Source organism: Microlunatus sp. GCM10028923, from assembly GCF_042666975.1.
In the GTDB taxonomy this organism is placed as follows: domain Bacteria; phylum Actinomycetota; class Actinomycetes; order Propionibacteriales; family Propionibacteriaceae; genus Microlunatus.
The window spans coordinates 331961-355391 of the sequence record NZ_JBHTFF010000001.1 but is presented as its reverse complement, the minus strand read 5'-3'; the positions used below and the strand labels follow the sequence as shown (position 1 = coordinate 355391).

Below are 23431 nucleotides of genomic sequence, written 5' to 3'. Positions count from 1 at the left end.
ATAGGATCATCGCCCTGCTGCAGCCGCGTAACAGTGTGTTTCTGTCACGTAACGAAGGTGATCGACCAGCTTCCCTATAGGATGAAGGCGTGTCCGTGACGTCCCAGGTCGATCTCAGCCGGCTGCCCGCGCTCCCTCGGGGCGGCGTCGGCGACACGGCTGACCGGATCCGCGAACTGATCCGGGAATCCATCCTGCGCGGCGACCTGCCCGAGGGCGTACGGCTGAACGCCGATCATCTGGGCCGGCACCTCGGCGTGAGCCACATCCCGCTCCGGGAGGCCATCCGGGCGCTGGCCGCGGACGGCTGGGTGCTGCTCCGCCCGCACCAGGGCGCGTTCGTCCGGTCCCGCAGTCAGCAGGAGCTGGCGGACCTCTTCGAGTTGCGGGCCCAGGTCGAGCCGTACTCCGCCGAGCTGGCCGCGCAGCGACGCAGCGCCGAGCAGTTGTCGATCATGGAGGCGGTCGTCACCGAACAGGAGCGGACCGCCGACCCGATCGAGTTCGCGAGGCTCAACGCCGAGTTCCACAGTGCCGTCGGCGAGGCCAGCCAGAACGCCTTGCTGGCGGCGCACGTACGGTCACTCAACGCACGGACCCGGTTCTACTTCTCCGCCGTCGCGACGGCTCGGCACGCCCGCTCCGTCGAGGAGCACCGGACCATCGTCGCGGCCATCCGGCGCAGGGCCGACGCCCAGGTCAGGGAGCTCGTCCGCGAGCACGTCCTGCAGACGCAGGACGAACTCGATCACGTCACTCGAGAGTCGCGACCGCCGGAATGATCTTGCGCCGGATCCAGATCTCGCGGCTGCCGTCCCAGTAGCGGCGGAGCCGGGTCAGTTCCCAGCCGCCGTACTCGGCGTGGTCGGTGAGCAGCTTCCGGACCGCGTTGCGGGAGACCGTCCGGTCCAGCCGGACCCGCTGGACCTGGTACTCCACCTGACGTTTACTCATCGACCACCAGGATATTCGGAATGTTCAGGCAGTGGCCAGGAATCGGTCCAGTACCCGGGCGCCGAATTCCAGTGCGTCGGTCGGGACCCGCTCGTCGACCCCGTGGAACATGCCGACGAAGTCGAGGTCCGCGGGCAGCCGGAGCGGCGCGAAGCCGAAGCAGCGGATCCCCATCCGGTCCCAGGCCTTGGCGTCGGTCCCGCCGCTCATCAGGTACGGCACCGCGCGGGCTCCCGGGTCCTCGGCGGACAGGCTCTGCTGCATCGCCTCGACCAGCGCGCCGGAGAACTCGGTCTCCACCGACGGCTGCAGGGTGTCCATCTCGATCGTGATCTTGTCGCCGACCAGGTCCTTGATCGTGGCCAGGAACTCCTCCCGGCCGCCCGGCACGAACCGGCCGTCGATCGCGGCCTCGGCCCGGCCGGGGATCACGTTGTGCTTGTAGCCCGCGGTGAGCATGGTCGGGTTGGTGGTGTTCGACATCGTGGCGCCGATCATCCGGGAGATGCTGCCCAGCTTGGCCAGCGTCTCCTCGGCCTGGTCCGGATCGAGCTCCACCTCCAGGGCCTCGGACACCGCGTCGAGGAACGCCCGCTGCGCCTCGGTGATCTTGTGCGGCCAGTCGTACGCGCCGATCCGGGCCACCGCGGCCGCCAGCTCGGTGACCGCGTTGTCGTCGTTGCGCATCGAGCCGTGGCCGGCCGTGCCGTCGGCGATCAGGCGCAGCCAGGCGATGCCCTTCTCGGCGGTCTGGATCAGGTAGAGCCGAAGATCATCGCGTACGGAGAGCGAGAAGCCACCCACCTCGCCGATGGCCTCGGTGCAGCCCTCCAGCCGGTCCCGGTGATGATCAACGAGCCAGTGCGCACCGTAGTGACTGCCGGCCTCCTCGTCGGCGGTGAGGACCAGCTTGATCGGCCGCCGCGGCGCCACGCCGGCCCGGGCCCGGGCCCGGATCACGCTCAGCACCATGGCGTCGAAGTCCTTCATGTCGACCGCGCCGCGGCCCCACACGCAGCCGTCGGCGATCTCGCCGGCGAACGGGTGGTGGGTCCAGTCGTCGGCGTTCGCCGGCACCACGTCGAGGTGCCCGTGGATCAACAACGGCGTCACGGAGGTGTCGACACCCTCCGGCGCCCAGTCCGCGATCAGCGAGGCGCGTTTCGGCCCGGCCTCGAAGATCTCGGAGGAGATCCCGACCTCGTCGAGCAGGCCGGCCACGTGCTCCGCGGCGGCCCGCTCCCCCGGTCCGGGCTGCGGGCCGAAGTTGGTGGTGTCGATCCTGATCAGGTCGCGGCAGATCTCGACGACCTCGGCATCCGGTCGGTGGTCCATGGCCGCCATCCTGCCATCCGGCACGGCGCGGGCCTCAGGCACTGACCTCAGGCGCCGCCGACGAGCCGTCCGACCACGTACGTGATGATCATGGCCAGCGCGCCGCCGAGGACGTTCCTGATCACCGCACGCGAGGTCACCGCGCCGCCCAGCCGGGAGCTGATCGCCCCGGTCAGGCCGAGCGCGACGACGACGGCACCGAACGTCACCGGCACCCGGATCGCCTCCGGCGACAACAGGATCGCCAGCAGCGGCAGCAGCGCGCCGACGCTGAACGAGACCGCCGACGCGATCGCGGCGGTCCACGGGTTGGCCACGTCGTCGGCGTCCAGGTTGAGCTCGACGTCGAGGTGCGCCTTCAGCGCGTCCTTCTCGGTGAGCTCGACGGCGACCTGGCGGGCCAGCTCCGGCGACAGGCCCTTGTCCCGGTAGAGCTGGGTGAGCTCGTCGAGCTCCTGTTCCGGCATCGTCCGCAACTCGTCGCGCTCCTTGGCGATCAGCGCCCGTTCGGTGTCGCGCTGGGTGCTGACGGAAACGTACTCGCCGGCCGCCATCGACAGCGCGCCGGCGATCAGGCCGGCCAGGCCGGCGATCAGGATCGGCCCACGCTCGGTCGTGGCCCCCGCGACGCCGACCACCAGCGCCGCGGTGGACACGATCCCGTCGTTCGCCCCGAGCACGCCGGCCCGGAGCCAGTTGAGCCTCTGCTGGAGGCCCTGACCGTGCGGCTCGTCGTGGTTCGCGGCGGCCTCGGGCACGGTCGATTCGGTCATACCCAGCACCGTAACCGGTTTTCTTGAACCATTCCAGAAAGGAAGGCCTGGCTCACCCATGGAACGAGTTGTCGTTCAGGGGCTCTCGGTTGCTATAGTTCAGGCGCTGTTCACACCAGCCTGGTCCGGGTGGCGGAATTGGTAGACGCGCTAGCTTGAGGTGCTAGTGCCCGTTATAGGGCGTAGGGGTTCAAGTCCCCTCTCGGACACAGTAAGACCGGCTCATGGTCGGATCTCCAGCACGTTGTTGAACGGCGTCTGCGCCGCGATCCGGAACCTGCCGAAACCGGCCGCCGCCACGATGTCGTTGATCTTCGCCGGCCCGGCCTGGGTGCCGATCGCCAGCCCGACCTCCTGGGACAGCGACGCCGGCGTGCAGAGCAGGGTGGAGAACCCGTAGTAGGCCCGGCCGACCGGATTGAGGTTGTCCTCGACCCGGTCCCCGGCCGCCGGCTCGACGACCATCCAGGTCCCGTCCGGGGCGAGCGCACCGGCGACCCGCCGCGCGGCACCGACCGGATCACCCATGTCGTGCAGCGCATCGAACGTGGTCACCAGGTCGTACCCGGTCCCGGAGAAGCCGGTGGCCGGCTCGGCGACGAAGGTGATCCGGTCCGCGACGCCGGCCTCCGCGGCCCGCCGGCGGGCGGTCTCGATCGAGCCGGCGTGGGCGTCGAAGCCGACGAACGAGGACTGCGGAAAGGCCTGCGCCATCAGGATCGTGGAGGATCCGTGGCCGCAGCCGAGGTCGGCGACCTTGCCGCCCGCCTCCAGCTTCGCGACCACGCCGTCCAGGGCGGGCAGCCAACCGGCGACCAGGTTGGCGGCGTAGCCGGGCCGGAAGAAGCGCTCGCAGCCGTCGTGGACGTCGGTGTTGTGATCGCCCCAGCCGAGCCCGTCGCCGTCCCGGGCCAGCTCGAAGATGCGGTCGGCGTCGCGTACGGTCCCGAAGGCGATCTGGAACATGCCCGGCAGGAAGACCGGGGACGACTCGTCGGTCAGGGCGACCGCGTGCTCGGGCGGCAGGGTGTACCGGCCGGTGCCCGGGTCGTAGCCGACGAAGCTGCCGGCGGCCTGGGCGTTGAGCCATTCCCGGGCGTACTTCTCCCCGGTTCCGGTGATCCGGGCCAGTCCGGGAGCATCCAGCGGGCCGTGTTCGGCGAGCGCCCGGTAGTAGCCGAGTCGATCACCCATCACGACGAGCGCACAGTTGAGCGTCGCGCCGACCTCGTCGACCGCGCGGAAGACGAAGCCCATCAGCTTCTCCTCGTCCAGGGCGGGTCGGGCTTCGGTAGCAGTCATGATCATTTCTCCAGTCGATCTTGGTGCCCGGTCCGTCCGGGCCCGTGATCGAGCGTCGGCCTCGGCCGCCTCGGCTCGCATCAGGGCAGCCACCTAGGAATGTCGATCTTGGCCCGCTACAGCCCAGGGATCCCTAGACTCGACGGACATGCTGATAGGGCGGGGGGCCGAACAGCGCGCGGTCGACGCGCTGCTCACCGACGCCGCCGTGAGCCGCGGCGGAGCCCTGCTGCTGACCGGCGAGGCGGGCATCGGCAAGACCCGCCTGTTGGAGTACGCGAGCAGCCGGGCCACCGCCTTCCAACTGCTCCGGGTGGCCGGCAGCGAGACCGAGCAGGACCTGCCGTTCGCCGGGCTGGCCGGACTGCTCCGCCCGCTGCTGGACCGGCTCGACCTGCTGCCGGAGCCGCAGGCCGAGGCGCTCGGCATCGCCCTGTCGCTGCGGCACGGCGGCGCCGTCGACCGGTTCGCCGTCTGCGCCGGCGTCCTCACCCTGGTCACCCAGGCGGCCGAGGCCGGGCCGGTCGGCCTCGTCGTCGACGACGCCCACTGGGTCGACCGGGCCTCGGCCGAGGCGATCGCCTTTACCGGGCGCCGGCTGCTCGCCGATCCGGTGTTCGTGCTCGCGGCCAGCCGTACCGCCGACGAGCCGCCGTGGTCCGCCGGCGACCTGCCGCGGCTGCGGCTGGCCGGGCTCGACGACGACGCCGCGGCGATGCTGGCCGCGGCGAGCGCGCCGGCGCCGCTGACGACGGCCCGCCGGGACCGGGTGATCCGGCTCGCGGGCGGCAACCCGCTGGCGATCCGGGAACTGGCCCGGGACCCGGCCCGCGCCGACGATCGGCCGGACGGGATCCCGCTGCCGGTGCCGGCCGTCGTCGCCGAGACGTTCGGGCGCCGGCTGTCCGACCTGGCGGCGGGCGACCGCTCGGTCCTACTGCTCGCCGCGGTGGCCGACGGGGACCTGGCCCTGGTGGCCCGGATCTGCGCCGGCGAGGGCCTCGACCTGACCGCCCTGGAGCGGGCCGAGGCCGCCGGTCTCGTCCGGGCGACCGAGAACGAGGTCGTCTTCCAGCACTCGCTGATGCGGTCCGCCGTCTACTCCGCGGCCGCCGGCGCCGAGCGGCGGTGGGCGCACCGGTTGGTCGCGGCGGCTCTGCCCAGTGGCGACGAGGACCGCCGGGCCTGGCAGTTGAGCGCCGCGACCCTGGGCACCGCGGAGCCGGTCGCCGCGGGGCTGGCCGCCGTCGGTCGGCGGGCCGCGGACCGGGGCGCGTACGCCGTCGCCGCGGGAGCCCTGGCCCGGGCGGCCCGGTTGTCGCCGCGGCACGAGGCCCGGGCGGACCGGTTCCTGCAGGCGGCCGAGGCGGCCTGGTTCGCCGGCGACGACCGGCTGGCCGTCGAGCTGGCCGAGCAGGCGGTCCAGTACGACCCGTCGGCGGCGTCCCGGGCCCGGGCGCTCGGGCTGGCCGGGCTGGCGACGGCCCGCGGCGGTTCCCTCCGGCAGGCCCGGGACCTGCTGTTCCGGGCCGCCGACGCCGTCCGCGTGCAGGCTCCGGACGAGGCCTTGGTGCTGTACGCCGACGCCGTGGATCTCTGCTTCATGCTGCTGGACATCGCCGGGGCCCGTACGGCGGCGGACCGGTTGGAGCGGCTGCTCGCCGAGCGGGGCGACGGGACCCGTGACGGTGCCGATGGCGACCGGGCCGCCGCGGTGGCGTCGATGGCCGTCGGGATGGCGCGGATCGTCGCCGGGGAGCCGGGAGCCGCGATGATCCGGGCGGGCGTGGCCCGGCTGTCCGTACTCGGCGGCGCGAACGACGCCCGGCTGGCCTGGGAGGTGCTCGGGCCGCTGTTCCTGCGCGAGAGCGACGGCGGCCGGGACCTGGTCGCCCAGGCGGTCGACCTGCGGCGGCGGGCGTCCGCGATCGGCGCACTGCCCCACCTGCTCTGGCATCTGGCCCGGGACGACGCGACCACCGACCGCTGGACCCGGGCCGAGGCGGGCTACGGGGAGGCGGTCGCGCTGGCCCGCGAGTTCGGCCAGGACACCGAACTCGGCGCCGCGCTGGCCGGGCTCGGCTGGCTGCTGGCCCGGCTGGGCCGGACCGAGGAGAGCGAGCGCCACGGCGCGGAGGCGCTGCGGCTCGCCGAGACGCGCGACCTGCACATGGCGACCGCCTGGATCCGGTTCGCCCGGGCCGAGCTCGAGCTGTCGCTGGGCCGGTCCGAGGCCGCCGTCGAATCCTTCCGGGCCCTCGACACCTGGCTGCGCGACCGCGGTGTGCTGGACGTCGACCTGTCACCCGTTCCGGAGCTGGTCGAGGGCCTGACCCGGAGCGGCCGGACCGCCGAGGCCCGCGCGGTCGCACCGGACTACCTGGCCGCCGCCGAGCGGAAGGGCCAGCCCTGGTCGCAGGCCCGGGCGATCCGGGTGCGGGCCCTGCTCGCCGAGCCGGCCGAGCTGACCGGGCTGCTGGCCCGTGCGCTGGCGTTGCACGGCCGGACCCTGGACCGTTTCGAGGAGGCCAGGACCCGCCTCGTCGTCGGGCAGCTGCTGCGCCGGAGCCGGCGCCGGGTCGCCGCGCGGGAACAACTCCAGTCGGCGCTGACCACGTTCGAGCGGCTCGGGGCGGCGGTGTGGGCCGAGGCCGCCCTGACCGAGCTCAACGCGACCGGGGTCACCGCCCACCGGCGCAGCCTCGGGCCGGTGCTGGAACTGACCGCGCGCGAGCTGCAGATCGCGCTGCTGCTGGCCGACGGCCGGACCACCCGGGAGGCGGCCGCGGCCCTGTTCCTCAGCCCGAAGACGGTGGAGTACCACCTCCGCCACGTCTACACGAAGCTCGGCATCACCTCCCGGGCCGAGCTCCGCGACCAGATCCGGCTCCGCACGCCCTGATCCCGGCGAGGGCGTACCGGAAGGCCGTACTCCCCCGGACGGGTCACCCCGTCGGCCCGAACTCACCCGGGAAGCGGAAGCGGGCGGGACGCTCCGAGCGGTGCACTGGTGATCATGATCAGCACCTCAACGCTGCTGCCGGTCCGCCGCTACCGGCTCGCCGGTCTGCTCGGCTTCGCCCTCGGCACCTGGTACGCGGTCTTCGTCCGGTTCTATCAGGCCGCGGGCGGCACGATCGGGCTGCCCGATGCACCGCCGCCCGGTCTGGCCTGGGCCAGCTACACCGCCGGACTCTTGATCTTGGTCGGCGCCGTCGCCTGTCTCGTCCTGACCCAGCCCAGCCTGCGGACCGGGCCTGCCTGGTCGCCGGTGCTGGCCGGCCGCAGCCTGCCGCGCTGGTTCATGATCAGCTGCTGTGCGGTGCCGACCATGATCGCCGCGATCTTCGCGATCGGGCACGGCGCCGGCGGCGGATTCGCCAAGGTGCTCGAGGCCGCCGGGGTCGGCATCGCCTCGATCCGGGCCGACGACCCGCGCGGCTCAGCCGCCGAACTGACCTGGCAGATCGCGTTCTACCAGCCGTGGTTCCTCGCCTTCGGAATCTGCATGGCCGTTGCGGCGATCGGCTATCTGCGCGAGGCCGGCGTGCGGCCGCCGACCGTCCGTCGGGTGTCCACCCTCGTGATCACGCTGTCCTTGATCATCTCGCTCTACTTCGTGCTGGCGATGATGTTGCACTGGAACATCGTGATCTGAGCCCTCAGAAGGTGGCGATCGGGTTGATCGGGCTGCCGGAGGTCCCGGCATAGCGGACCGGCGCGACGGCCAGCTGGAAGTCCCACTGGCCGAGCTCGGCGGCCGTCGTCGCGCACTCCTCAAGATCACAGTTGTCGAGCAGCCACAGGCCCATCGCCACCAGGCTCACGGCGTGCACCGGCATCAGCACGGCGTCGTACCCGGAGGGCTGGACGTCCTGAGGCGTGTCGGCGCCGATCAGTGCGACCTCCCGGTCCCGCAACCACGGCAGGCAGGACGCGTGCCAGCCGGCCTGGGTGATGCTGCCGGCGTCACCGTTCTCGTGCCGGAACCGGCCGTAGCCGGTCCGCAGCAGCACCGCGTCGCCGGAGCGCACTCGTACACCCTGGCGGCGTTCGGCCTCCTCGAGGTCCTCCGGATGGACGCCCTCCCCCGGCTCCAGCCAGGGCACGTCGCGGGCGGCCGCGACATCCAGCAGGACGCCACGGGTGACGATCCCGTCCGCCGCCGCCGTGACCGCCGCCCAGGCCGAGCCCGTCTCGGAATCGACCAACGTGTGCGGGCGTCCGTTGTACATCCGGCCGTCCCAGTAGAGGTGGCACGGCGAGTCGAGGTGGGTGATCGTGTTGCCGTGGAACAGGATGCCGAGGCGTTCGTTCGAGAAACCCCAGTGCCGGTCCTGGTGGAAGGCGGCCGGCATGTGCTCGGCGCCCGGCATCTCGGCGGCGCAGGGGCACGAGTTCGTCGCCCGCTCCATCTCCGCCGGCACCGTGATCTCCCAGCCGCAGGACACACTCCGGCCGTGCCGGACGGCCCGCGCCGCGGCCAGCCGGACCTCGTCGGTGATGTGGTTCAGCGTGCCGCGTTCGTCCTCGTCACCCCACCGCCCCCAGTTCGACAGCGTGTCGAAGTACCCGAGCACGTCCTCCTCTGCCGGCACCGCCCGTTCGTTCGTCATCCCCGCACCGCCCCTCCGGTCGCACCAGTTCGAGTTCCAGGCCCGCTTTCAGCACGTACGGTACGGCACCCTCGCGGCGCTGTGAACGCGTGACGGCGGCCCACTGAGAGCCCTCCCGAGCCAGCCCGGCTTCCGAACTTACAAACCGACGAGTATGTTTCTTAGTGAGACTCCGAGGACAGTGAGGACGAGGCCATGAGCAAGCAGGCGATGATCGACCGGCCGGCGACGCCGACGGGAGGTGCTCGATGGCGTACGGGTGCCCTGGCGGCGGCCGTGGTGCTCGCGGTGCTCGCCGCCGTCGTCCAGAGCCGGGGCTTCACCGGGCCTGCCGTGACCGGATTGCTGGCCGGCGACGCTGTCGGCGAGGCCAAGGAAGGTCTGCGGATGATGGGATTCGCGATGGCGGTCGTTGCCTGGACGTACCCGATCATGCTGATCCTCACCCGCCGCCTCACGGTGCCCGGCCGGCGGGCCGCGCTGACCATGATCATGGTCCTGAACGCGTCGTTCGCGATCTCCTGGGTCGGCGCCGGGCTCCTCCTCGGCGGCGCCGGGCCGTTCTGGGTCCTGCCCGGCGTCGTGGCCGTCCTGGCCTGGCTGGCCCGTCCGCCGAGGCCGGAGCGGATGCCGATGGACCGGCCGGTGCGGAGCCGCGGCAGGCTCGTGATCTTCTGGTTCACCGCGGCCCTGGCGACGGTCACGACGCTGTTCCATGTGGGCTGGGCGACGGTGCAGAGCTGGCCCGCTCAGTTGCTGGCCAGCAACACGGCGCCACCCCAGCGCGCGGAGTTCGCCGCGATCTGGCTGTTCAGCTGTGTGCTGTTCGCATCGGTGGCGACGGTGTTGATCTTGTCCCTCCGGCTGCCGGCGGACTCCGGACGGCCGCTGGTCCGCTACGCCGCCGCGCTGGTCGCCGTCATCGCGATCACCCGGACCGTGACCATGATCATGGGGCTCGGTCCCGATCACCAGCCGGCCGAGCCGATCATCGCCGGCACCATGGCCGTGCTGATCTTTCTCAGTGCCCCGCCGGTACGCTGACCAACCGATGGCCACCACGAACCCGCCCCGCCGGACCCAGCAGGAGCGCCGCGCCGCCAGCCGGACCGCCCTGGTGCGGGCCGCCGCGCAGGGCATCGCCCGGACCGGCTACACGCGACTCTCCCTGGAGGAGGTCGCGCGGGCCGCCGGCTACAGCCGCGGCGCGCTCTACCACCAGTTCGCCAGCAAGGAGGAGGTCGCGCTCGCCGTCGTCGAATGGGTCGACCAGACCTGGGACACCGAGGTCGGCGAGGTTCTGGGCCGCGGCGGCGACCCGGCCGAACTCCTGCTGAGCCTGGCCGCCGAACACGCCCGGTTCTGCCGGCGACACGACGTCGCGCGGGTGATCCAGGTGCTGCGGATCGAGTTCAACGACCCGGAACACCCGGTCGGCCGAGCCATCGCCGCGACCGTCGCCAAGACCGAGGCGGACCTGCTCCGGCTGATCCGGGCCGGCCGTCGAGCCGGCTCCATCCCGCCCGGCCCACCGGCAACCCAGACCGCCCAGGCCCTCGGCCACGCCCTGGAGGCCGTCAGTATCGGCGTCGCCGGTGCACCCCACGACGTCAAGCTCGCCGTACGGGCCGCCCGCGGGATCCTCGGCCTGAGCGCCGCCTGAACCCCCAGCGGACGCCCGGCGAGATCGCGGCCCGGACCCGTCGGTGACCGGTCGGTCACCAAGATCATCAGCGCCGGCGCTGTGTCGCCGGTCAGGGTCGGAGTGTCAGTGGACGCAGTTAGCGTTTCTCGTCCAGGTAAGAGGAATCGGGGGACGACCATGACCACCATGACACACGCGGAGCAGGCGGCCGCGGCGCCGCCGTTGAGCCGGGAGGCGGCCGAGGAACTGGCCGACCGGATCTGCGCCCATGCAGCGAGGCAGGCCCGCGACAGCTGTGAACTGTTGATCTTGATCGGCGAGTTCGACGCCGGCCAGGGTTGGGGCTGGTCGCAAGGCTTCAAGTCGGTCGCCCACTGGCTGGCCTGGACCTGCTCGATGACCGCGGCGACTGCCCGCGAACACATCCGAGTCGCCCGCGCGCTGCGACGGATGCCGACCGTGACCGCGGCGTTCGGCGCCGGAGAACTGTCCTACTCGAAGGTACGCGAAGTCACCCGGGTGGTCGATGTCGTCGACGAAGCCCAGCTCTGCGAACTCGCGAAGTACGCCACCGCCTCCCAACTGGCCCGGATGATCGCCAGCTACCGGGCAGCGGCCGGCACCAGGATCCGAGCGGAGAGTCGCCGACTGTTCCGGCTGGTGGCTCGGGACGGCGACCCGATGATGGGCATCACCGGTCGGCTGCCTCCCGAGGAGGCCGCCATCGTGACGACGGCCGTGCAGCGTGCGCGAGATCTCCACGGCGTGCCGCCCAGCGTCGCCGCCGACCTTCAGCGCTCCGCCGATCCCGACAAGCACGACCCCACCCCGCCCTACTCCGATGCCGAAGCCCTCCTGGACGTGTGCCGGCACTATCTGGCGACCGCGGCCACCGAGGATGAATCGGGCGAGGACCGCACCCTGGTGATCATCGAGGTGGCGGCCGAACAACTCGACCACGCCGAGGTTCCGGCGGGGGTGGCCGCGCAAGAGCAGACGACGGCCGAAGAGTTCACCGGAGTCGGGGTCGACGGCGTTCCCGCGGGAATGTCTCAATCGCCGCCCAGCAGATTCCGGATCACCGGCGAAGCAGACGCTCCTGCGGGAACACCGCAGCCGGCCACCACCAACGCAGGTGATGGTCCCGCGGGAACACGGCACGCTGCCGGGCTCACTTTCCGGAGCGCCAACGCAGGTGGCGTTCCCGCGGGAACGCGAAACCCAGCCGGCATCACGTCCCGGACCGCCGACGTACCCGCGAGGAAGCCACCACCAGCAGCAGGCCCCACCTCCCCTGCCGCCGCCCGAGTGGACGTTCCCGCGGGAACGCCACAACCCGCCGACTCCACCACGACCCAGAGCGAAGCGCGCACCGAACTGGTCGCAGTGCCCAGCCAGACCCGGCCCTGCCCTTCGACAGGCTCAGGGAACGAGGTCGGCACCAGCCACCTGCCCGTCGGAGACGTTCCCGCGGGAACGGATCGTCGGGAACTGCACCACGAATCGGCGGCCCGCCCGCGGGCCCAGGTCTGCACGGTCCGCGGCACCGGGCCGATCGAACCGCAGACCGCGCAACGCCTGATCTGCACCGGCTCGATCCTCGGCGCCATCGTCGACCGGCACGGCGACGTCCTCGCCCTCGGACGCAGCCGTCGCCTCGTCTCCCCACGACAACGCCGCGCCCTGCTGATCCGCGACCAGACCTGCCAGTTCCCCGGCTGCACCCGCGACCGGCGCCTCCAGGCCCACCATCGGATCCCCTGGTCCCACGGCGGCGCCACCGACCTGACCAACCTGATCCTGCTCTGCGGTTTCCATCACACCACCGTCCACGAAGGCGGCATCACGATCGCCCGCCGACCCGGAACCCCTTACCTGGGCGCCCGAACCGGCCAACCGGGCTGGCAGTTCCTGCTTCCCGACGGACAACCCGTCGCCGAATCAGGCTGGCGCGTCATGACGGCCGACCACCTCATCCGCCACCTCTCCACCCTGCCCGGCCCGAACGCTCATGATCACAACGACCCCACCACCATCCGCACCATCGGCGGCGGGGAAGGATTCAGTCTCCACAACTGCGTCGAGGCCTTGTTCAGCATGACCAGAGACCAAGATCACGAAGCCGCCTGACCCGCCATCGAGCGAAAGCAGGCCAGGGACAGGGCGGCCAGTTCGGTCCAGGGCTCCGTGCCCCAGGGCACATCGGTCTCCGGCCGGAGATTGTGGAAGACGCCCTCGAGCTCGTGCAGGGTGACCGGGACACCGCCGTCCCGCAAGGTCCCAGCCATCGCACGCGCCTGTTCGACGGGGACCGTCTCGTCGAGCGTCCCGTGGATGATCAAGAACGGAGCCGACTCCGGGGTCACGTGGGCTCGCGGGCTGGCCAGCTCGCGCAACGCGGCCCTCTCCGAAGCTGAGCCGCCGAAGAGGGCGTCCAGAACGGCGCTGATGCCCGGATCCCGGGGCGAGAAGGTGCGGAAATCGTACGGGGCACAGCGAGCGACCACCGCCTGCACCCGGCTCGACCGGCCCGGCGATCCACAGTCACCCTCAAGATCGGGACGGTCGCCGGTGGTGCCGAGCAGGGCGGCCAGGTGTCCCCCGGCGGAGTCTCCCAGCGCCCCGATTCGATCATGGTCGATGCCGTAGTGATCAGCGTTCGCCCGCAGCCACCGGACCGCGGCCTTGACGTCGTGGAGCTGGGCCGGAAAGGGCGCCACACTGGTGAACCGGTAGCTGACCGACGCGACCACGAAGCCGTGGGCGGCGAGGATCGGGCCGTTCCACGGATACCCGCCGTAGCTCCGGTCCCCCTGGCGCCAGCCGCCGTGATGCAGATACACGACGGCCGGCGCCGGTTCGAGTGGTGCCGGTACGGGCAGCAGCAGGTCGAGCCACAGGCCGCCCTGCCACACCGGCTGCCCAGGCACCCGGCCGTACAAGAGCGGCGTCCTCACCTCGACGCCGTACGGTGCGTTGTCGATCCTCAGCTGCATGTCCGGCACGGTAGCCGGACAAGATCATCGAACGTCAGGATGAATCAGCCGCGTTCCCAGCCGCGCTTGCGGGCCCAGTTCAGGTAGCCGATCCCGAGCGCGTGCGAACCCTGGTTGGGCACCAGTTGCACGGCGTCGTAGACCCGCAGGCACTGCGCGTAGACCTCCTGGTCGTAGCGGGCGTACGGCATCCAGCGGGCCGCCTGGACGGCGTTGCCGGGCACTGCCTCGGCGGTGCCGTCGACCCGGTACCAGACCTGGGTCGCGGACCTGATCACGTTCTTCACGAAGGTCCGCGAGATCGCGGTGAGATCAAGATCGGGATGCCGGATGCCGGCGCGCTCGGCCGCCTCCAGGAACTCGGTGGTGATCGCCGCGTGGCTGATGTCCTCGATCGTGCGCACCGCCGGGTAGGCCGGGGTGTAGCTGGACAGGTCGTCGGCCTTGGTGAAGCCCCGGTAGAGCTCACTGTGCACCGGCCAGTAGTTCCAGACGTACGCGCCGTCGGCATCGGTCCGGACCCCGCCGGCATAGCTGTTGATCATGGCCGCGACCCGGTCCCGGTAGCTCGCGTCCTTGGTCACCCGGTACAGCTCGACCATCGCCTGGCCCGGCCCATGGCTCTGGTTGTACGGCTGGATCAGACCGTCGAACGGGATCGGGGCGTTGCGCGGCCACACGTAGTCGCCGCGGCCGGCGTCGTCGATCACGAATTCGTCGTCGTGGAAGGCGATCGCGGCAGCGGCAGCAGCAGCGGCGCGCTTCCCCGCGGCACCGAACCGCTGCTGCAGCCCCTTCGTCTCAGCGACGATCCGGGCGAACAGGGCCAGCGGGTAGGCGACCATTCCGGTGTGCACGGCGAACACGTAGTACTGCGACGCGAAGGTGACGGTGCCCGCCGGCGGCGGATCGGCCGGACCCGGCTGATCACGCAGATCGACCGCCGTCCAGCGCAGCCCGGTCGTGTACGCGGCGTTGATCACCGACACCGCGTAGTTCGTCGCGGCCGGATCGAGGGACAGCCCGGTCCTGGTGATCACGGTCGCGGTGGCCGGATTGCGCAGGGTCAGTGTGAAGGTGCCGCCGGTGGACTCCGAGATCACCGCCGTCGACTCCGCGCCACGTGTGCCGGCCCAACGGACCTGGATCGCCGGAGTCCCGGCGGCGTCGGTGATCACGCCGTGCGACGCCGTGTAGTTGCCGGCGGTCCGCCAGACCGGACCGGACCGGCCCTGGTAGTCGGTCACGCCGCGGCCCTGGTCGGTGGTCGCGATCAGGTGATCCAGCCGGTCCACCACCGTGTCCAGGTAGCCGGTCTCGCCGTACGCCTGGTACATCCGGAGCAGGCCGAGCAGGAAGTACGACTCGCCCCAGGCATAGCCGCCGGCCTCGTTGTGGCCGAAGCCGATGGCGAGGTACGCCTGCTGCGCCTCCGTGAAGGCCGGCTGCTGGTCGTAGCCCCCGGCGGCGCCGGCCCGGGCCGCCGGCAGGGTCAACGCCGCGGCGATCCCGGCCGCGCCGACCAGCGCGGTCCGGCGACCGAACGTCGATCCACCATTCATGATCATTTCTTTCTCCTCCATGCCCTGGTACGGGCTCAGGACGCGGATCAGCCTTTGACCGCGCCGCTCATGCTGGCCAGGATGTGCCGCTGCAGGATCAGGAAGACGATGATCACCGGCACCAGGGAGATCACCGTTCCGGCCGCGAGCCCGCGCACGTCGGTGCCGCTGACCCCGGTCAGGTACGCGATGCCGAGCGCGATCGGGAACTTGGACTGGCTGGTCAGCACGACCAGCGGCCAGATGAAGCTGTTCCAGACCGAGATGAAGCCGAGGATCGCCAGCACGGCGAGCGTCGGTGCCGCGATCGGCACCGCGATCCTGGCGAAGATCATGAACTCGTTCGCGCCGTCCACCCGGGCCGCCTCGATCACCTCGTCCGGGATCTGCAGGAAGGTCTGCCGGAGCAGGAAGATGCCCAGCGAGGACAGGATCGCCGGCAGGATCACCGCCGTGTAGCTGTCGGTGAGCTGCAGCTGGCTCATCACCAGGAACCGCGGGATCAGCATCAACTCGCCCGGCAGGAACATGATCGACAGGAACAGCAGGAAGAAGAATCCCCTGCCCCGGAAGGCGATCCGCGCCAGCGGGTACGCCACCAGGGCGCTCACCACCAGGTAGATCGGCACGATGACGACCACGTAGATGACGGAGTTGATCAGGAACTGCCCGTACGGGATCGTGGTCCACGCCTCGACGAAGTAGTCGCCCACCGGCGGCCGCGGCAGCAGGTCCGGCGGGAACGAGAACACGTCCTGGGTGGCCGGCTTGGTCGCCGCCGACAGCAGGATCAGGAACGGCCCGATGAAGACCGCGGCGATCGCGAGCAGCAGCAGGTAGAGCAGCACCCGGCGCACGTACCAACCGGTGCTCCTGGCCCGGCCCTTCGACGGGCTCACGGCGCGGACGGCCGGCGCGCTCATCGGTCCCGCCGCCGGGTCACCAGCAGGTTGGCCATGGCCAGGATGATCATGATCGCCCACAGCACCAGGCCCATCGCGCTGGCGTACCCCATGTCGTAGTCCTGGAAGGCCTTGGACCAGATGTAGTAGCCGAGCGTCAGGGTCGAGTCCAGCGGCCCGCCGCGGGTGAGCACGTAGACCGACTCGAAGGCGCGCATCCCCTCCAGCATGCTCAGGGTCAGGGTGACCGCGAAGGTCGGCAGCAGGCCGGGAATGATCACGTGCCAGAGTCGGCGCACCGCCGAGGCCCCGTCCACCCGGGCCGCCTCGACCAGTTCCCGCGGCACCGCCTGCAGGCCGGCCAGGTAGATCATCATGAACAGTCCGGCGCTCTTCCAGGCCTCCAGCAGCACCACCGTCGGCAGTGCCCAGACGGTGTCCAGCAGGAAGTCGATCGGCCCCAGCCCGACCAGGCTGAGCAGCCAGTTGACCACGCCCTCCCGGTTGAACACGTACCGCCAGCCGACCGCGACCGCCACCATCGACGTGATCACCGGCAGGTAGTAGGCCATCCGGAACGCCTGGATCCCCCGCAGCGGGATGTTCACCAGCAGCGCCAGCAGCAGCGGCACCACCACCGAGAGCGGCAGGAACATGATCAGGAACAGCAGCGAGTTGCCCAGCGCGTGCCAGAACCGCGGATCGACGCCCATCGACTGGAAGTTCGCCAGCCCGACGAAGCTGATCGGATTGATGATCGTGTAGCGCGAGAACGCCAACTGGATCGCGATCACCGCCGGCCAGGCGAACATCGCGGCGTAGAGGAGCAGGCCGACCGCCAGGAACAGGTACGGCGTCCACCACCGCTGGCCGACCACCCGCCCCGGTCCGCTGCTGCGACGGGCCAGCCCTGCCGCGGTCAATGCCATGCGCGCACTCCCGAACTCGATCAGCCAATTCTGTTACGTGCCCGAAACATACAGTTCGGGAATCAGCATGACGCTAAGGATTCCTGCCCTCCGGTGTCAAGAGTTGCGGGTGTAAATGCAGATTCGGCCTTGACTTCGATCCCGACTCGGTTCAACACTGTGTCCGTAACCCATCTTGAGGACACCATCCACAGCCAGGAGGGACGCCATGTCCGCGCCCACCGCCATCTCCCGCCGCCGCTTCTCCGCGGCCGCCGCCCTGCTGCCCCTGCTGGGAGCCGCGGGGTGCCTGTCCGGGAATCCGGCCACCGGTCCGCAGGCTCCGGCCGGGGACAAGTTCGCGGGCGACGTCGAGTGGTGGACGATCAACCTGCAGAAGAACTACGCCGACTACCTGAACGGCATGATCAACAGCTACACGTCGGAGCACGGCGACGTGAAGATCAACTGGGTCGATGTGCCGGGCCAGGACATCACCACCAAGCTGCTCGCGACGATCGCCTCGGGCAAGGTGCCGGACGCCGTCAACTTCACCTCGGCCACCACCGGCCTGTTCGCCGGCCAGATGCGTGATCTCGGCGAGTTCTTCAGCGCCGAGGAGCTGGCCGCGTACGCGCCGGGCCTCACCGAGCCGCTGAAGAACGCCCAGGGCCAGCAGATCGCCGTTCCCTGGTACAACGGCGGCACCTCGCTCGGCTTCTACAACACGGCCTTGCTGGAGCCGACCAGCTTCGACCCGAAGCAGCCGCCGAAGACGTTCGAGGACGCGCTGAAGCTGGCCACCGAGTACCACCAGGCGACCGGCAAGTCGGCCACCAACCTGATCCCGACCAGCGCCGTGCTGCAGCAGAACGACTTCCCGTTGCTCAGCGAGCACAAGAAGACCGCGGCGTTCAACACCGACGAGGCCCGCGCGTTCATCGCCACCTTCAAGCCGCTGTACGAGTCCGGCGCCATCGCCCCGGGCGCGATCAGCTCGGACATCCGGAACCTGCCGCAGAACCTGGAGAACCAGCTGATCGCGTTCTCGCCGATCACGGTGTCGTCCAACCTGCTCAACGTGCAGAAGAACGCGCCGCAGGTCTACCAGAAGATCGCGGTCACGCCGCCGGTGACCGGCGCCTCGGGCACGTACATGATGCCCGGCCAGCAGATCTTCGGGATCCCGGCCAAGTCGGACAACCCGGCGGCCGCGGCGGAGTGGCTGAAGTTCGTCACCTCGGCGGCCAACCAGGTCGCGTTCTGCAAGCTGGTCGCGATCTACCCGTCGGCGCCGAAGGCCCTCGAGGATCCGTTCTTCACGGCCAAGACGACCGATGCGACCGAGCCGGCCGACGCCGCCATCGCGACCTTGATCAAGACGTTCCCGAACAGCGCGGACGCCTCGCTCGGCTCCGGCAACGACGAGCAGCTGCGGCTGATCTTCGACACCGAGATCGTCGCCTTCCTGACCGGGAAGAAGTCCGCCGACCAGGCTCTGGCCGACGCCGAGAAGTCCTGGAACACCGAACTGGCCAAGCCCCGGTGACCGCGCCGCTGCGGATCGGGATCGTCGGCGCCGGGATCATGGGCCGGGGCAACGCCGTCGCGTTGTCCCGCGAGCCCGGGGTGGCGATCACCGCGTGCGTGTCCCGGACCCGGGCCAGCGCCGAGCGGCTCGCCGACGAGATCACCGGTCGTGGGGCGCCCCGGCCGCGGGTCCATGATCATCCGCAGGACCTGCTCGCGGACGACGACGTGGATGCGGTCGTGATCACGACGCCCGATCATCAGCACGCCGAGCTGGTGGTCGCCGCCGCGGAGGCCGGCCGGCACGTGCTGGTGGAGAAGCCGTTCGCGACCTCGGTCGAGGACGCCGACCGAGCGCTTGCGGCGGTCCGGTCCGCCGGCGTGATCGGGATGTGCCTGTTCAACCACCGTTGGGTTCCCGCCTACGCCCAGGCGTACGACGAGCTCGGCACGATGGGCGACGCGGCGGTGGCGTACGCCCGCAAGAACGACACGATCAGCGTCTCCACGGAGATGATCAACTGGGCCGGCCACACCACCTCGGCCTGGTTCCTGTCCAGCCACGACATCGACCTGGTCTCCTGGCTGATCCGGGACCGGGTGGTCCGGGTCTTCGCGACCGGACGCTGGGGCGTGCTGCGCGGGCGCGGCATCGACACCCCGGACGCGATCCAGATCCACGCCGAGTACGCCCGCGGCACGGTCGCCACCTTCGAGTCGGCCTGGATCTCGCCGGCCAGCTTCCCCACCCCGGTCGACTCCTACATCGGGATCGTCGCCGACGGCGGCGTGATCCAGCTGGACCGGCAGGCGGAGAACCTCGTGGTGTCCCGGCCGGAGGGCCTCAGCTACCCGCGGACGCTGCTGCAGCGGGTCGTCCACGGGGTGCCGGCGGGCGCCTACCGGGACGCGATCGTGCACTGGATCGAATGCTGCCGGACCGGCACCGAACCCCTGGTCAGCCTGGAGAGCAGCCGCGACGTCACCGCGGTGCTGGCCGCCGCGCACGAGTCGCTGCGGACCCGGCAGCCGGTCGACGTCCCCGCGCCGGCGGAGCCGGTCCGATGACCACCGCCCCGGTGCAGGGCCCGGAGAAGCCGCGGCACATCGACGCCCGGATCACCACGCTGTCCGACGACGACCTGATCGCGGCCTTCGGCCGGCCGGACGGCGTCGCCGACGTGGCGGAGCTTCGGGCCTGGGTGGGCGCGCGCCTGCGCCCGGTCGCCTGGCCGCTGTCCGAGTGGGCCGACCGGGCCCGCGGCGGCGACGAGGCCAGCAAGATCATCGCCGCGGCCGACCGGCTGCTCGACGGCGGGCTCGACGTGACCGGGGCCGACCAGGGCCGCTCGCAGCGGTACGGCTGGCACTACCTAGGCTGGCTCGCCGAGGGCATCCAGGCCTGGCTGCTGACCGGTGATCAACAACGGCTCCGGGCCGTGGACCGGCACCTGGTCCGCTGGGCCGAGACGCGGGACTCGGTGACCGGGGAATGGCCGGGCCTGGACGTGATCTGGTACTCCCTCGGCACCTGGGCGCGCTGCCGCAACCTGTTGCCGGCGCTGGAAGTGCTGACGCCGGCGCCGCTGTCCGACCGGGCCTGGCGGGAGCTGGTGGCGGCACTGATCGGCGGGGCGCGCTGGGCGTACGACGAGCATGATCGTTTCCGGCACGGCAACTGGCAGCTGGTCTCGGCCACCCAGCTGATCCAGCTGGCCGCTGTGCTGCCGGACCTGACCGAGGCGCCCGACTGGGACCGCCGCGGCCGGGAACGGCTGCTGGAGCACCTCGAGCTGGACGTCTACCCCGACGGCGGCCACTACGAGCGCTCCCCCGGCTACCACGTCATGTGTCTCGACGCGGTCCAGCTCGCCGCCATGATCGACCGGCGGTACGGGGACGGCACGATTCTGAGGCATCCGCGGGTGCGGGCCATGCACGACTGGCTGGTCACGCTGACCGGCTCCGGCGGTTGGGTGCCGCATCTGCAGGACAGCGGGATCGTCTGGCCGGCCGACTGGCTCCGGCGCGGCGGCGAGCTGCTCGACGCCCCCGAGTTGATCACCGCCGCCGATGCCACCCCGGTGCCGGGCCCGCCCGCGATCGACCTGCTGCCGGACTCCGGCTACGCCGTGCTCCGGGCGGAGGATGATCTTCGCGCCGTGATCAACCTCGGCCCGCACATCGAGCACGAGCTGGAGTCGCATTCGCACCGGGCGGTCCTGGATCTGGTGCTGGACGGCTGGGGCCGGCCGCTGCTCTGGGAGGCCGGCGGGCCGGCCAGCTACGACGTGCCCGACTACCTTTCCTGGTATCAGGCCGGTCGCGGCCACAACACGGTCACCGTGGACGACGCGGAGCTGGCCGACGACCGGGGTGCCCGGCTGCTCGGGACCTGGACCGCCGGCCCGGTGCTCGCGTTGTCGGCCGAGCACCACGGCTACGGCCCCGCTCAGCGCCGCGAGGTGATCATGGCCGGGGTCGACCCGGTGGTGATCATCGTCCGGGACCGTACCGAGGAGCAGCCGGCCCGCCGGTTCCGCTGCTACTGGCACGCGGTCGAGCCGTGGCGGGCGACCGAGGCCGGCTTCCGGACCGGTACGCCGGGCGGGCCCGGCCTGTTGATCACCGTCCTGCCGGCTCCCGGCGAGACCGTACGGTTCGACGAGGGAGTCGCCCGGCGGCCCGATCCTGTGACGGGGACGGCCGATCCTGCCCCCTTGTACGGGCTGGTGGTGGAACGTCCGACCGGAGCCTTCACCAGCGTGCTCCGGCCCGGACCGGACCCGGATGATCTTGCTCTGACCGCGACCGATGACGGGCACGGCCGGGTCGTGGTGCAGACTGCCAACGTGGTGGACACGATCGATGCGGCCCGCTGGGTCCGTCGGGACGCCTCGGGGGCCCTGCGCTGGGCAGCCGCCTGGGCCGGTTCCGATCTGGACCTGCCCGAGGTCTCCGTCCGGCAGCGAGATCCGCTGGCCGGGACACTGGCCTCGATCGGGCTGACCGTCGACGCGGGCCGGGTCGGCCTGGACGTCATCAGCACCGGGCGGTCCGGCCTCCGGATCACCGGCCTGGCCGCAGCCGGCGGGCTCCGGCTGAACGGCATCGACATCGACGCCCACCGGGACGACGAAACGATCATGATCGGCCTGCCGATGGCGGGACGGTGGCGGATCGACGGGCTGAGCCGATGACGTCCCTGCAGCTGCCGACGCGGACGGGCTGGTTCGACGCGCACGTCCGGTCCGGCCGTCATCCCGAGCGTCCGTTCGGCCGGGGCGACGCGGCCGCCATCCGTGATCATCTGACCCGCTTCGGGCTGACCGGCGCGCTGGTCGGCTCCAACCTCTCCTGGCTGCACGACCCGCTGACCGGCAACGCTGAGGCCTCGGCGATCGCCACCGAGCTTGCCGACCACGGCGTCCTGGCCTGCTGGACCGCCGTACCGGCGACGCCGGGCGAGCTCGCGGACCCGGCCGCCCTGGTCGAGCGCGCCGCCGGCGAGCACGTGGCCGCCTTCCGGCTGTTCCCCGACACGCACCGGTTCACCTTGACCGACCCGGGCCTGGACGGCTTCTTCGATGAGCTGGTACGGCACCGACTGCCGCTCTGGCTGGACCTGGACGAGGCCGGCTGGGCCGCGGTGGACACCCTGCTCAGCCGACGCCCGGAGCTGGTCGTCGTGATCAGCCAGGCCGGCTATCGCGAGCTGCGGTACGCCGCACCACTGCTGGCGCGACACCCCGGGCTGCGGCTCGACCTGGTCAACCTGGCCACCCACCAGGCGCTGGAATGGCTGCAGCAGAACGGTTTCGGGGACCGGATGATCTTCGGCAGCGGGTTCGGGCTGCGGGACCCGGCCGAGGCCGTGTTCCGGTTGGCCGGGGCCGGACTGGACACCGAAACGATCATGACCGTTGGCCGTGCCAACGCCGAGCGGCTCTGGCCCGATCGCTCCCTGAGCCTGCCGAAGGGCGAACCAGGTCCAGCCCTGCCCTTCGACCAGTTCGGGGAGCATCCTCCGGTGGACGTGGTGGATGCGCACGCCCATCTGGGCCCGTACTCGCGCTTCTTCATCCCCGATCCCGACGCCGACACAATGGTCGCCGTGATGGACCGGGTCGGCACCGCGGTCACCGTCCTGTCGTCGAACCTGGCCATCCAGCTCGACGCCGACCGCGGCAACGACGCCACCCTGGCCGCGATCGACGCGCACCCGGACCGGCTCGTCGGCTACGCGGTGATCAACCCGTGGCAGGACCCCGATGATCAACTCGCCCGGGTCGAGGCGGACCGGAGGTTCGTCGGGATCAAGCTGCACCCCAGCCTGCATGCGTATCCGGTGACCGGCCGCCGCTACGCCGCGGTCTGGGAGTTCGCCGACCGGACCGGCTGCCCGGTGCTCAGCCACACCGCCCAGGGCTCCCCCTGGGACGCGCCGTCGGCCTTCGACGAGGTGGCGTCGGCCCATCCGCAGGCGAAGATCATTCTCGGCCACTCCGGCATCACCCCGGCCGGCATCGACGAGTCGATCATGGTGGCCGGCCGCCATCCCGGTCTCCATCTCGAGCTCTGCGGGTCCCAGCTGGTCGGCGAACTGATCATGGACCTGCTGGCGACGGTGGGCCCGGACCGGGTGCTGTTCGGCTCCGACTTCCCGTTCATCGACCATCGGCTCTCGCTCGGCCGGGTCCTCGGGCTGCCCGCCCCGGACGAGGTCAAGCGCGCGGTGCTCGGCGGTTCCGCCCGCCGGTTGTTCAGCTGGCGTCCGTTACCCGGATCGGGAGGATGATCATGAGCGAAGAGCCGAAACGCCCACAGAACGGCCCCGACGTCACGGATGCACAGCAAAGGGGGGCGACCCCCTTTGGATCCCCCGCACGCTCCGCGAACGGACCCGAC

The 23431-nt window shown here is 71.2% G+C and carries 19 protein-coding genes and 1 tRNA gene; 11 read left to right on the top strand and 9 right to left on the bottom strand.

All coding sequences use genetic code 11. The features are described from left to right. The first annotated feature begins 89 nt into the window (after window positions 1–89). The gene (locus ACFQU4_RS01585) at window positions 90–782 is read left to right on the top strand and encodes a GntR family transcriptional regulator (RefSeq protein WP_377485991.1); all 693 of its coding nucleotides are present in this window, start codon (window positions 90–92) and stop codon (window positions 780–782) included. Here ACFQU4_RS01585 and ACFQU4_RS01580 read toward each other — a convergent pair. Genes ACFQU4_RS01580 through ACFQU4_RS01570 form a run of 3 tightly spaced genes read right to left on the bottom strand, consistent with a single transcriptional unit; the run spans window position 754 to window position 3062 of the window. After that, the gene (locus ACFQU4_RS01580; RefSeq protein WP_377485989.1) at window positions 754–954 is read right to left on the bottom strand and encodes a DUF5703 family protein; all 201 of its coding nucleotides are present in this window, start codon (window positions 952–954) and stop codon (window positions 754–756) included. The genes ACFQU4_RS01585 and ACFQU4_RS01580 overlap by 29 nt on opposite strands. Window positions 955–978: 24 nt before the next feature. After that, the gene (locus tag ACFQU4_RS01575) at window positions 979–2289 is read right to left on the bottom strand and encodes a M20/M25/M40 family metallo-hydrolase (protein ID WP_377485987.1); all 1311 of its coding nucleotides are present in this window, start codon (window positions 2287–2289) and stop codon (window positions 979–981) included. Between the two features lie 47 nt (window positions 2290–2336). Further along, a complete protein-coding gene (locus tag ACFQU4_RS01570) occupies window positions 2337–3062 on the bottom strand; it encodes a VIT family protein (protein ID WP_377485985.1) in 726 nt (241 codons plus the stop codon). A 123-nt stretch (window positions 3063–3185) separates the two neighbouring features. On the opposite strand from ACFQU4_RS01570, the gene ACFQU4_RS01565 reads away from it, so the two are divergent. Next, window positions 3186–3271: transfer RNA gene (locus tag ACFQU4_RS01565), tRNA-Leu, on the top strand. Window positions 3272–3284: 13 nt separating this feature from the next. Here the strand turns inward: ACFQU4_RS01565 and ACFQU4_RS01560 are convergent. Then, the gene (locus ACFQU4_RS01560; RefSeq protein WP_377485983.1) at window positions 3285–4370 is read right to left on the bottom strand and encodes a class I SAM-dependent methyltransferase; all 1086 of its coding nucleotides are present in this window, start codon (window positions 4368–4370) and stop codon (window positions 3285–3287) included. Between the two features lie 142 nt (window positions 4371–4512). Here ACFQU4_RS01560 and ACFQU4_RS01555 point away from each other — a divergent pair, with 142 nt between their 5' ends. Both ACFQU4_RS01555 and ACFQU4_RS01550 read left to right on the top strand, forming a co-directional pair. Further along, window positions 4513–7266 carry an AAA family ATPase gene (locus tag ACFQU4_RS01555; protein WP_377485981.1) on the top strand — a complete coding sequence of 918 codons (2754 nt, stop codon included), beginning with the start codon at window positions 4513–4515 and terminating at the stop codon, window positions 7264–7266. Between the two features lie 114 nt (window positions 7267–7380). Further along, window positions 7381–8022 carry a hypothetical protein gene (locus ACFQU4_RS01550; protein ID WP_377485979.1) on the top strand — a complete coding sequence of 214 codons (642 nt, stop codon included), beginning with the start codon at window positions 7381–7383 and terminating at the stop codon, window positions 8020–8022. A 4-nt stretch (window positions 8023–8026) separates the two neighbouring features. Here the strand turns inward: ACFQU4_RS01550 and ACFQU4_RS01545 are convergent, their stop codons facing one another. Then, window positions 8027–8980 (bottom strand): cyclase family protein, encoded by a 954-nt coding sequence (locus ACFQU4_RS01545; RefSeq protein WP_377485977.1) that lies wholly within the window; start codon window positions 8978–8980, stop codon window positions 8027–8029. A gap of 195 nt (window positions 8981–9175) precedes the next feature. On the opposite strand from ACFQU4_RS01545, the gene ACFQU4_RS01540 reads away from it, so the two are divergent. The 3 genes from ACFQU4_RS01540 to ACFQU4_RS01530 all read left to right on the top strand — a co-directional run bounded on the left by ACFQU4_RS01540 (window position 9176) and on the right by ACFQU4_RS01530 (window position 12755). After that, complete coding sequence (locus ACFQU4_RS01540; protein WP_377485975.1) at window positions 9176–10024, top strand: hypothetical protein; 849 nt, start codon at window positions 9176–9178, stop codon at window positions 10022–10024. 7 nt (window positions 10025–10031) lie between these two features. Beyond that, on the top strand, window positions 10032–10643 hold the full coding sequence (locus ACFQU4_RS01535) for a TetR/AcrR family transcriptional regulator (RefSeq protein WP_377485973.1): 612 nt from the start codon (window positions 10032–10034) through the stop codon (window positions 10641–10643). An 81-nt stretch (window positions 10644–10724) separates the two neighbouring features. Further along, the gene (locus tag ACFQU4_RS01530; protein ID WP_377485971.1) at window positions 10725–12755 is read left to right on the top strand and encodes a DUF222 domain-containing protein; all 2031 of its coding nucleotides are present in this window, start codon (window positions 10725–10727) and stop codon (window positions 12753–12755) included. Here ACFQU4_RS01530 and ACFQU4_RS01525 read toward each other — a convergent pair. From ACFQU4_RS01525 to ACFQU4_RS01510, 4 genes are read right to left on the bottom strand one after another with little or no spacing between them, the layout of a single operon-like run. Then, a complete protein-coding gene (locus ACFQU4_RS01525; protein WP_377485969.1) occupies window positions 12740–13621 on the bottom strand; it encodes an alpha/beta hydrolase fold domain-containing protein in 882 nt (293 codons plus the stop codon). The two genes, ACFQU4_RS01530 and ACFQU4_RS01525, sit on opposite strands and share 16 nt — an antisense overlap. Window positions 13622–13665: 44 nt before the next feature. Beyond that, the gene (locus ACFQU4_RS01520; protein WP_377485967.1) at window positions 13666–15189 is read right to left on the bottom strand and encodes a hypothetical protein; all 1524 of its coding nucleotides are present in this window, start codon (window positions 15187–15189) and stop codon (window positions 13666–13668) included. Between the two features lie 41 nt (window positions 15190–15230). Continuing rightward, on the bottom strand, window positions 15231–16106 hold the full coding sequence (locus ACFQU4_RS01515) for a carbohydrate ABC transporter permease (protein WP_377485965.1): 876 nt from the start codon (window positions 16104–16106) through the stop codon (window positions 15231–15233). Next, window positions 16103–17014: a carbohydrate ABC transporter permease gene (locus tag ACFQU4_RS01510; protein WP_377485963.1), complete on the bottom strand. Its 912-nt coding sequence runs from the start codon at window positions 17012–17014 to the stop codon at window positions 16103–16105. The genes ACFQU4_RS01515 and ACFQU4_RS01510 overlap by 4 nt, the downstream gene beginning before the upstream one ends. Window positions 17015–17222: 208 nt before the next feature. On the opposite strand from ACFQU4_RS01510, the gene ACFQU4_RS01505 reads away from it, so the two are divergent. Genes ACFQU4_RS01505 through ACFQU4_RS01490 form a run of 4 tightly spaced genes read left to right on the top strand, consistent with a single transcriptional unit; the run spans window position 17223 to window position 23321 of the window. Continuing rightward, the gene (locus ACFQU4_RS01505; protein WP_377485961.1) at window positions 17223–18542 is read left to right on the top strand and encodes an ABC transporter substrate-binding protein; all 1320 of its coding nucleotides are present in this window, start codon (window positions 17223–17225) and stop codon (window positions 18540–18542) included. Then, window positions 18539–19591, top strand: a complete 1053-nt coding sequence (locus ACFQU4_RS01500) for a Gfo/Idh/MocA family protein (protein WP_377485959.1) — start codon at window positions 18539–18541, stop codon at window positions 19589–19591. Before ACFQU4_RS01505 ends, ACFQU4_RS01500 begins: the two co-directional genes overlap by 4 nt. Beyond that, a complete protein-coding gene (locus ACFQU4_RS01495) occupies window positions 19588–21723 on the top strand; it encodes a heparinase II/III family protein (RefSeq protein WP_377485957.1) in 2136 nt (711 codons plus the stop codon). Before ACFQU4_RS01500 ends, ACFQU4_RS01495 begins: the two co-directional genes overlap by 4 nt. Next, on the top strand, window positions 21720–23321 hold the full coding sequence (locus ACFQU4_RS01490) for an amidohydrolase family protein (protein ID WP_377485955.1): 1602 nt from the start codon (window positions 21720–21722) through the stop codon (window positions 23319–23321). Before ACFQU4_RS01495 ends, ACFQU4_RS01490 begins: the two co-directional genes overlap by 4 nt. Window positions 23322–23431 lie beyond the last annotated feature (110 nt).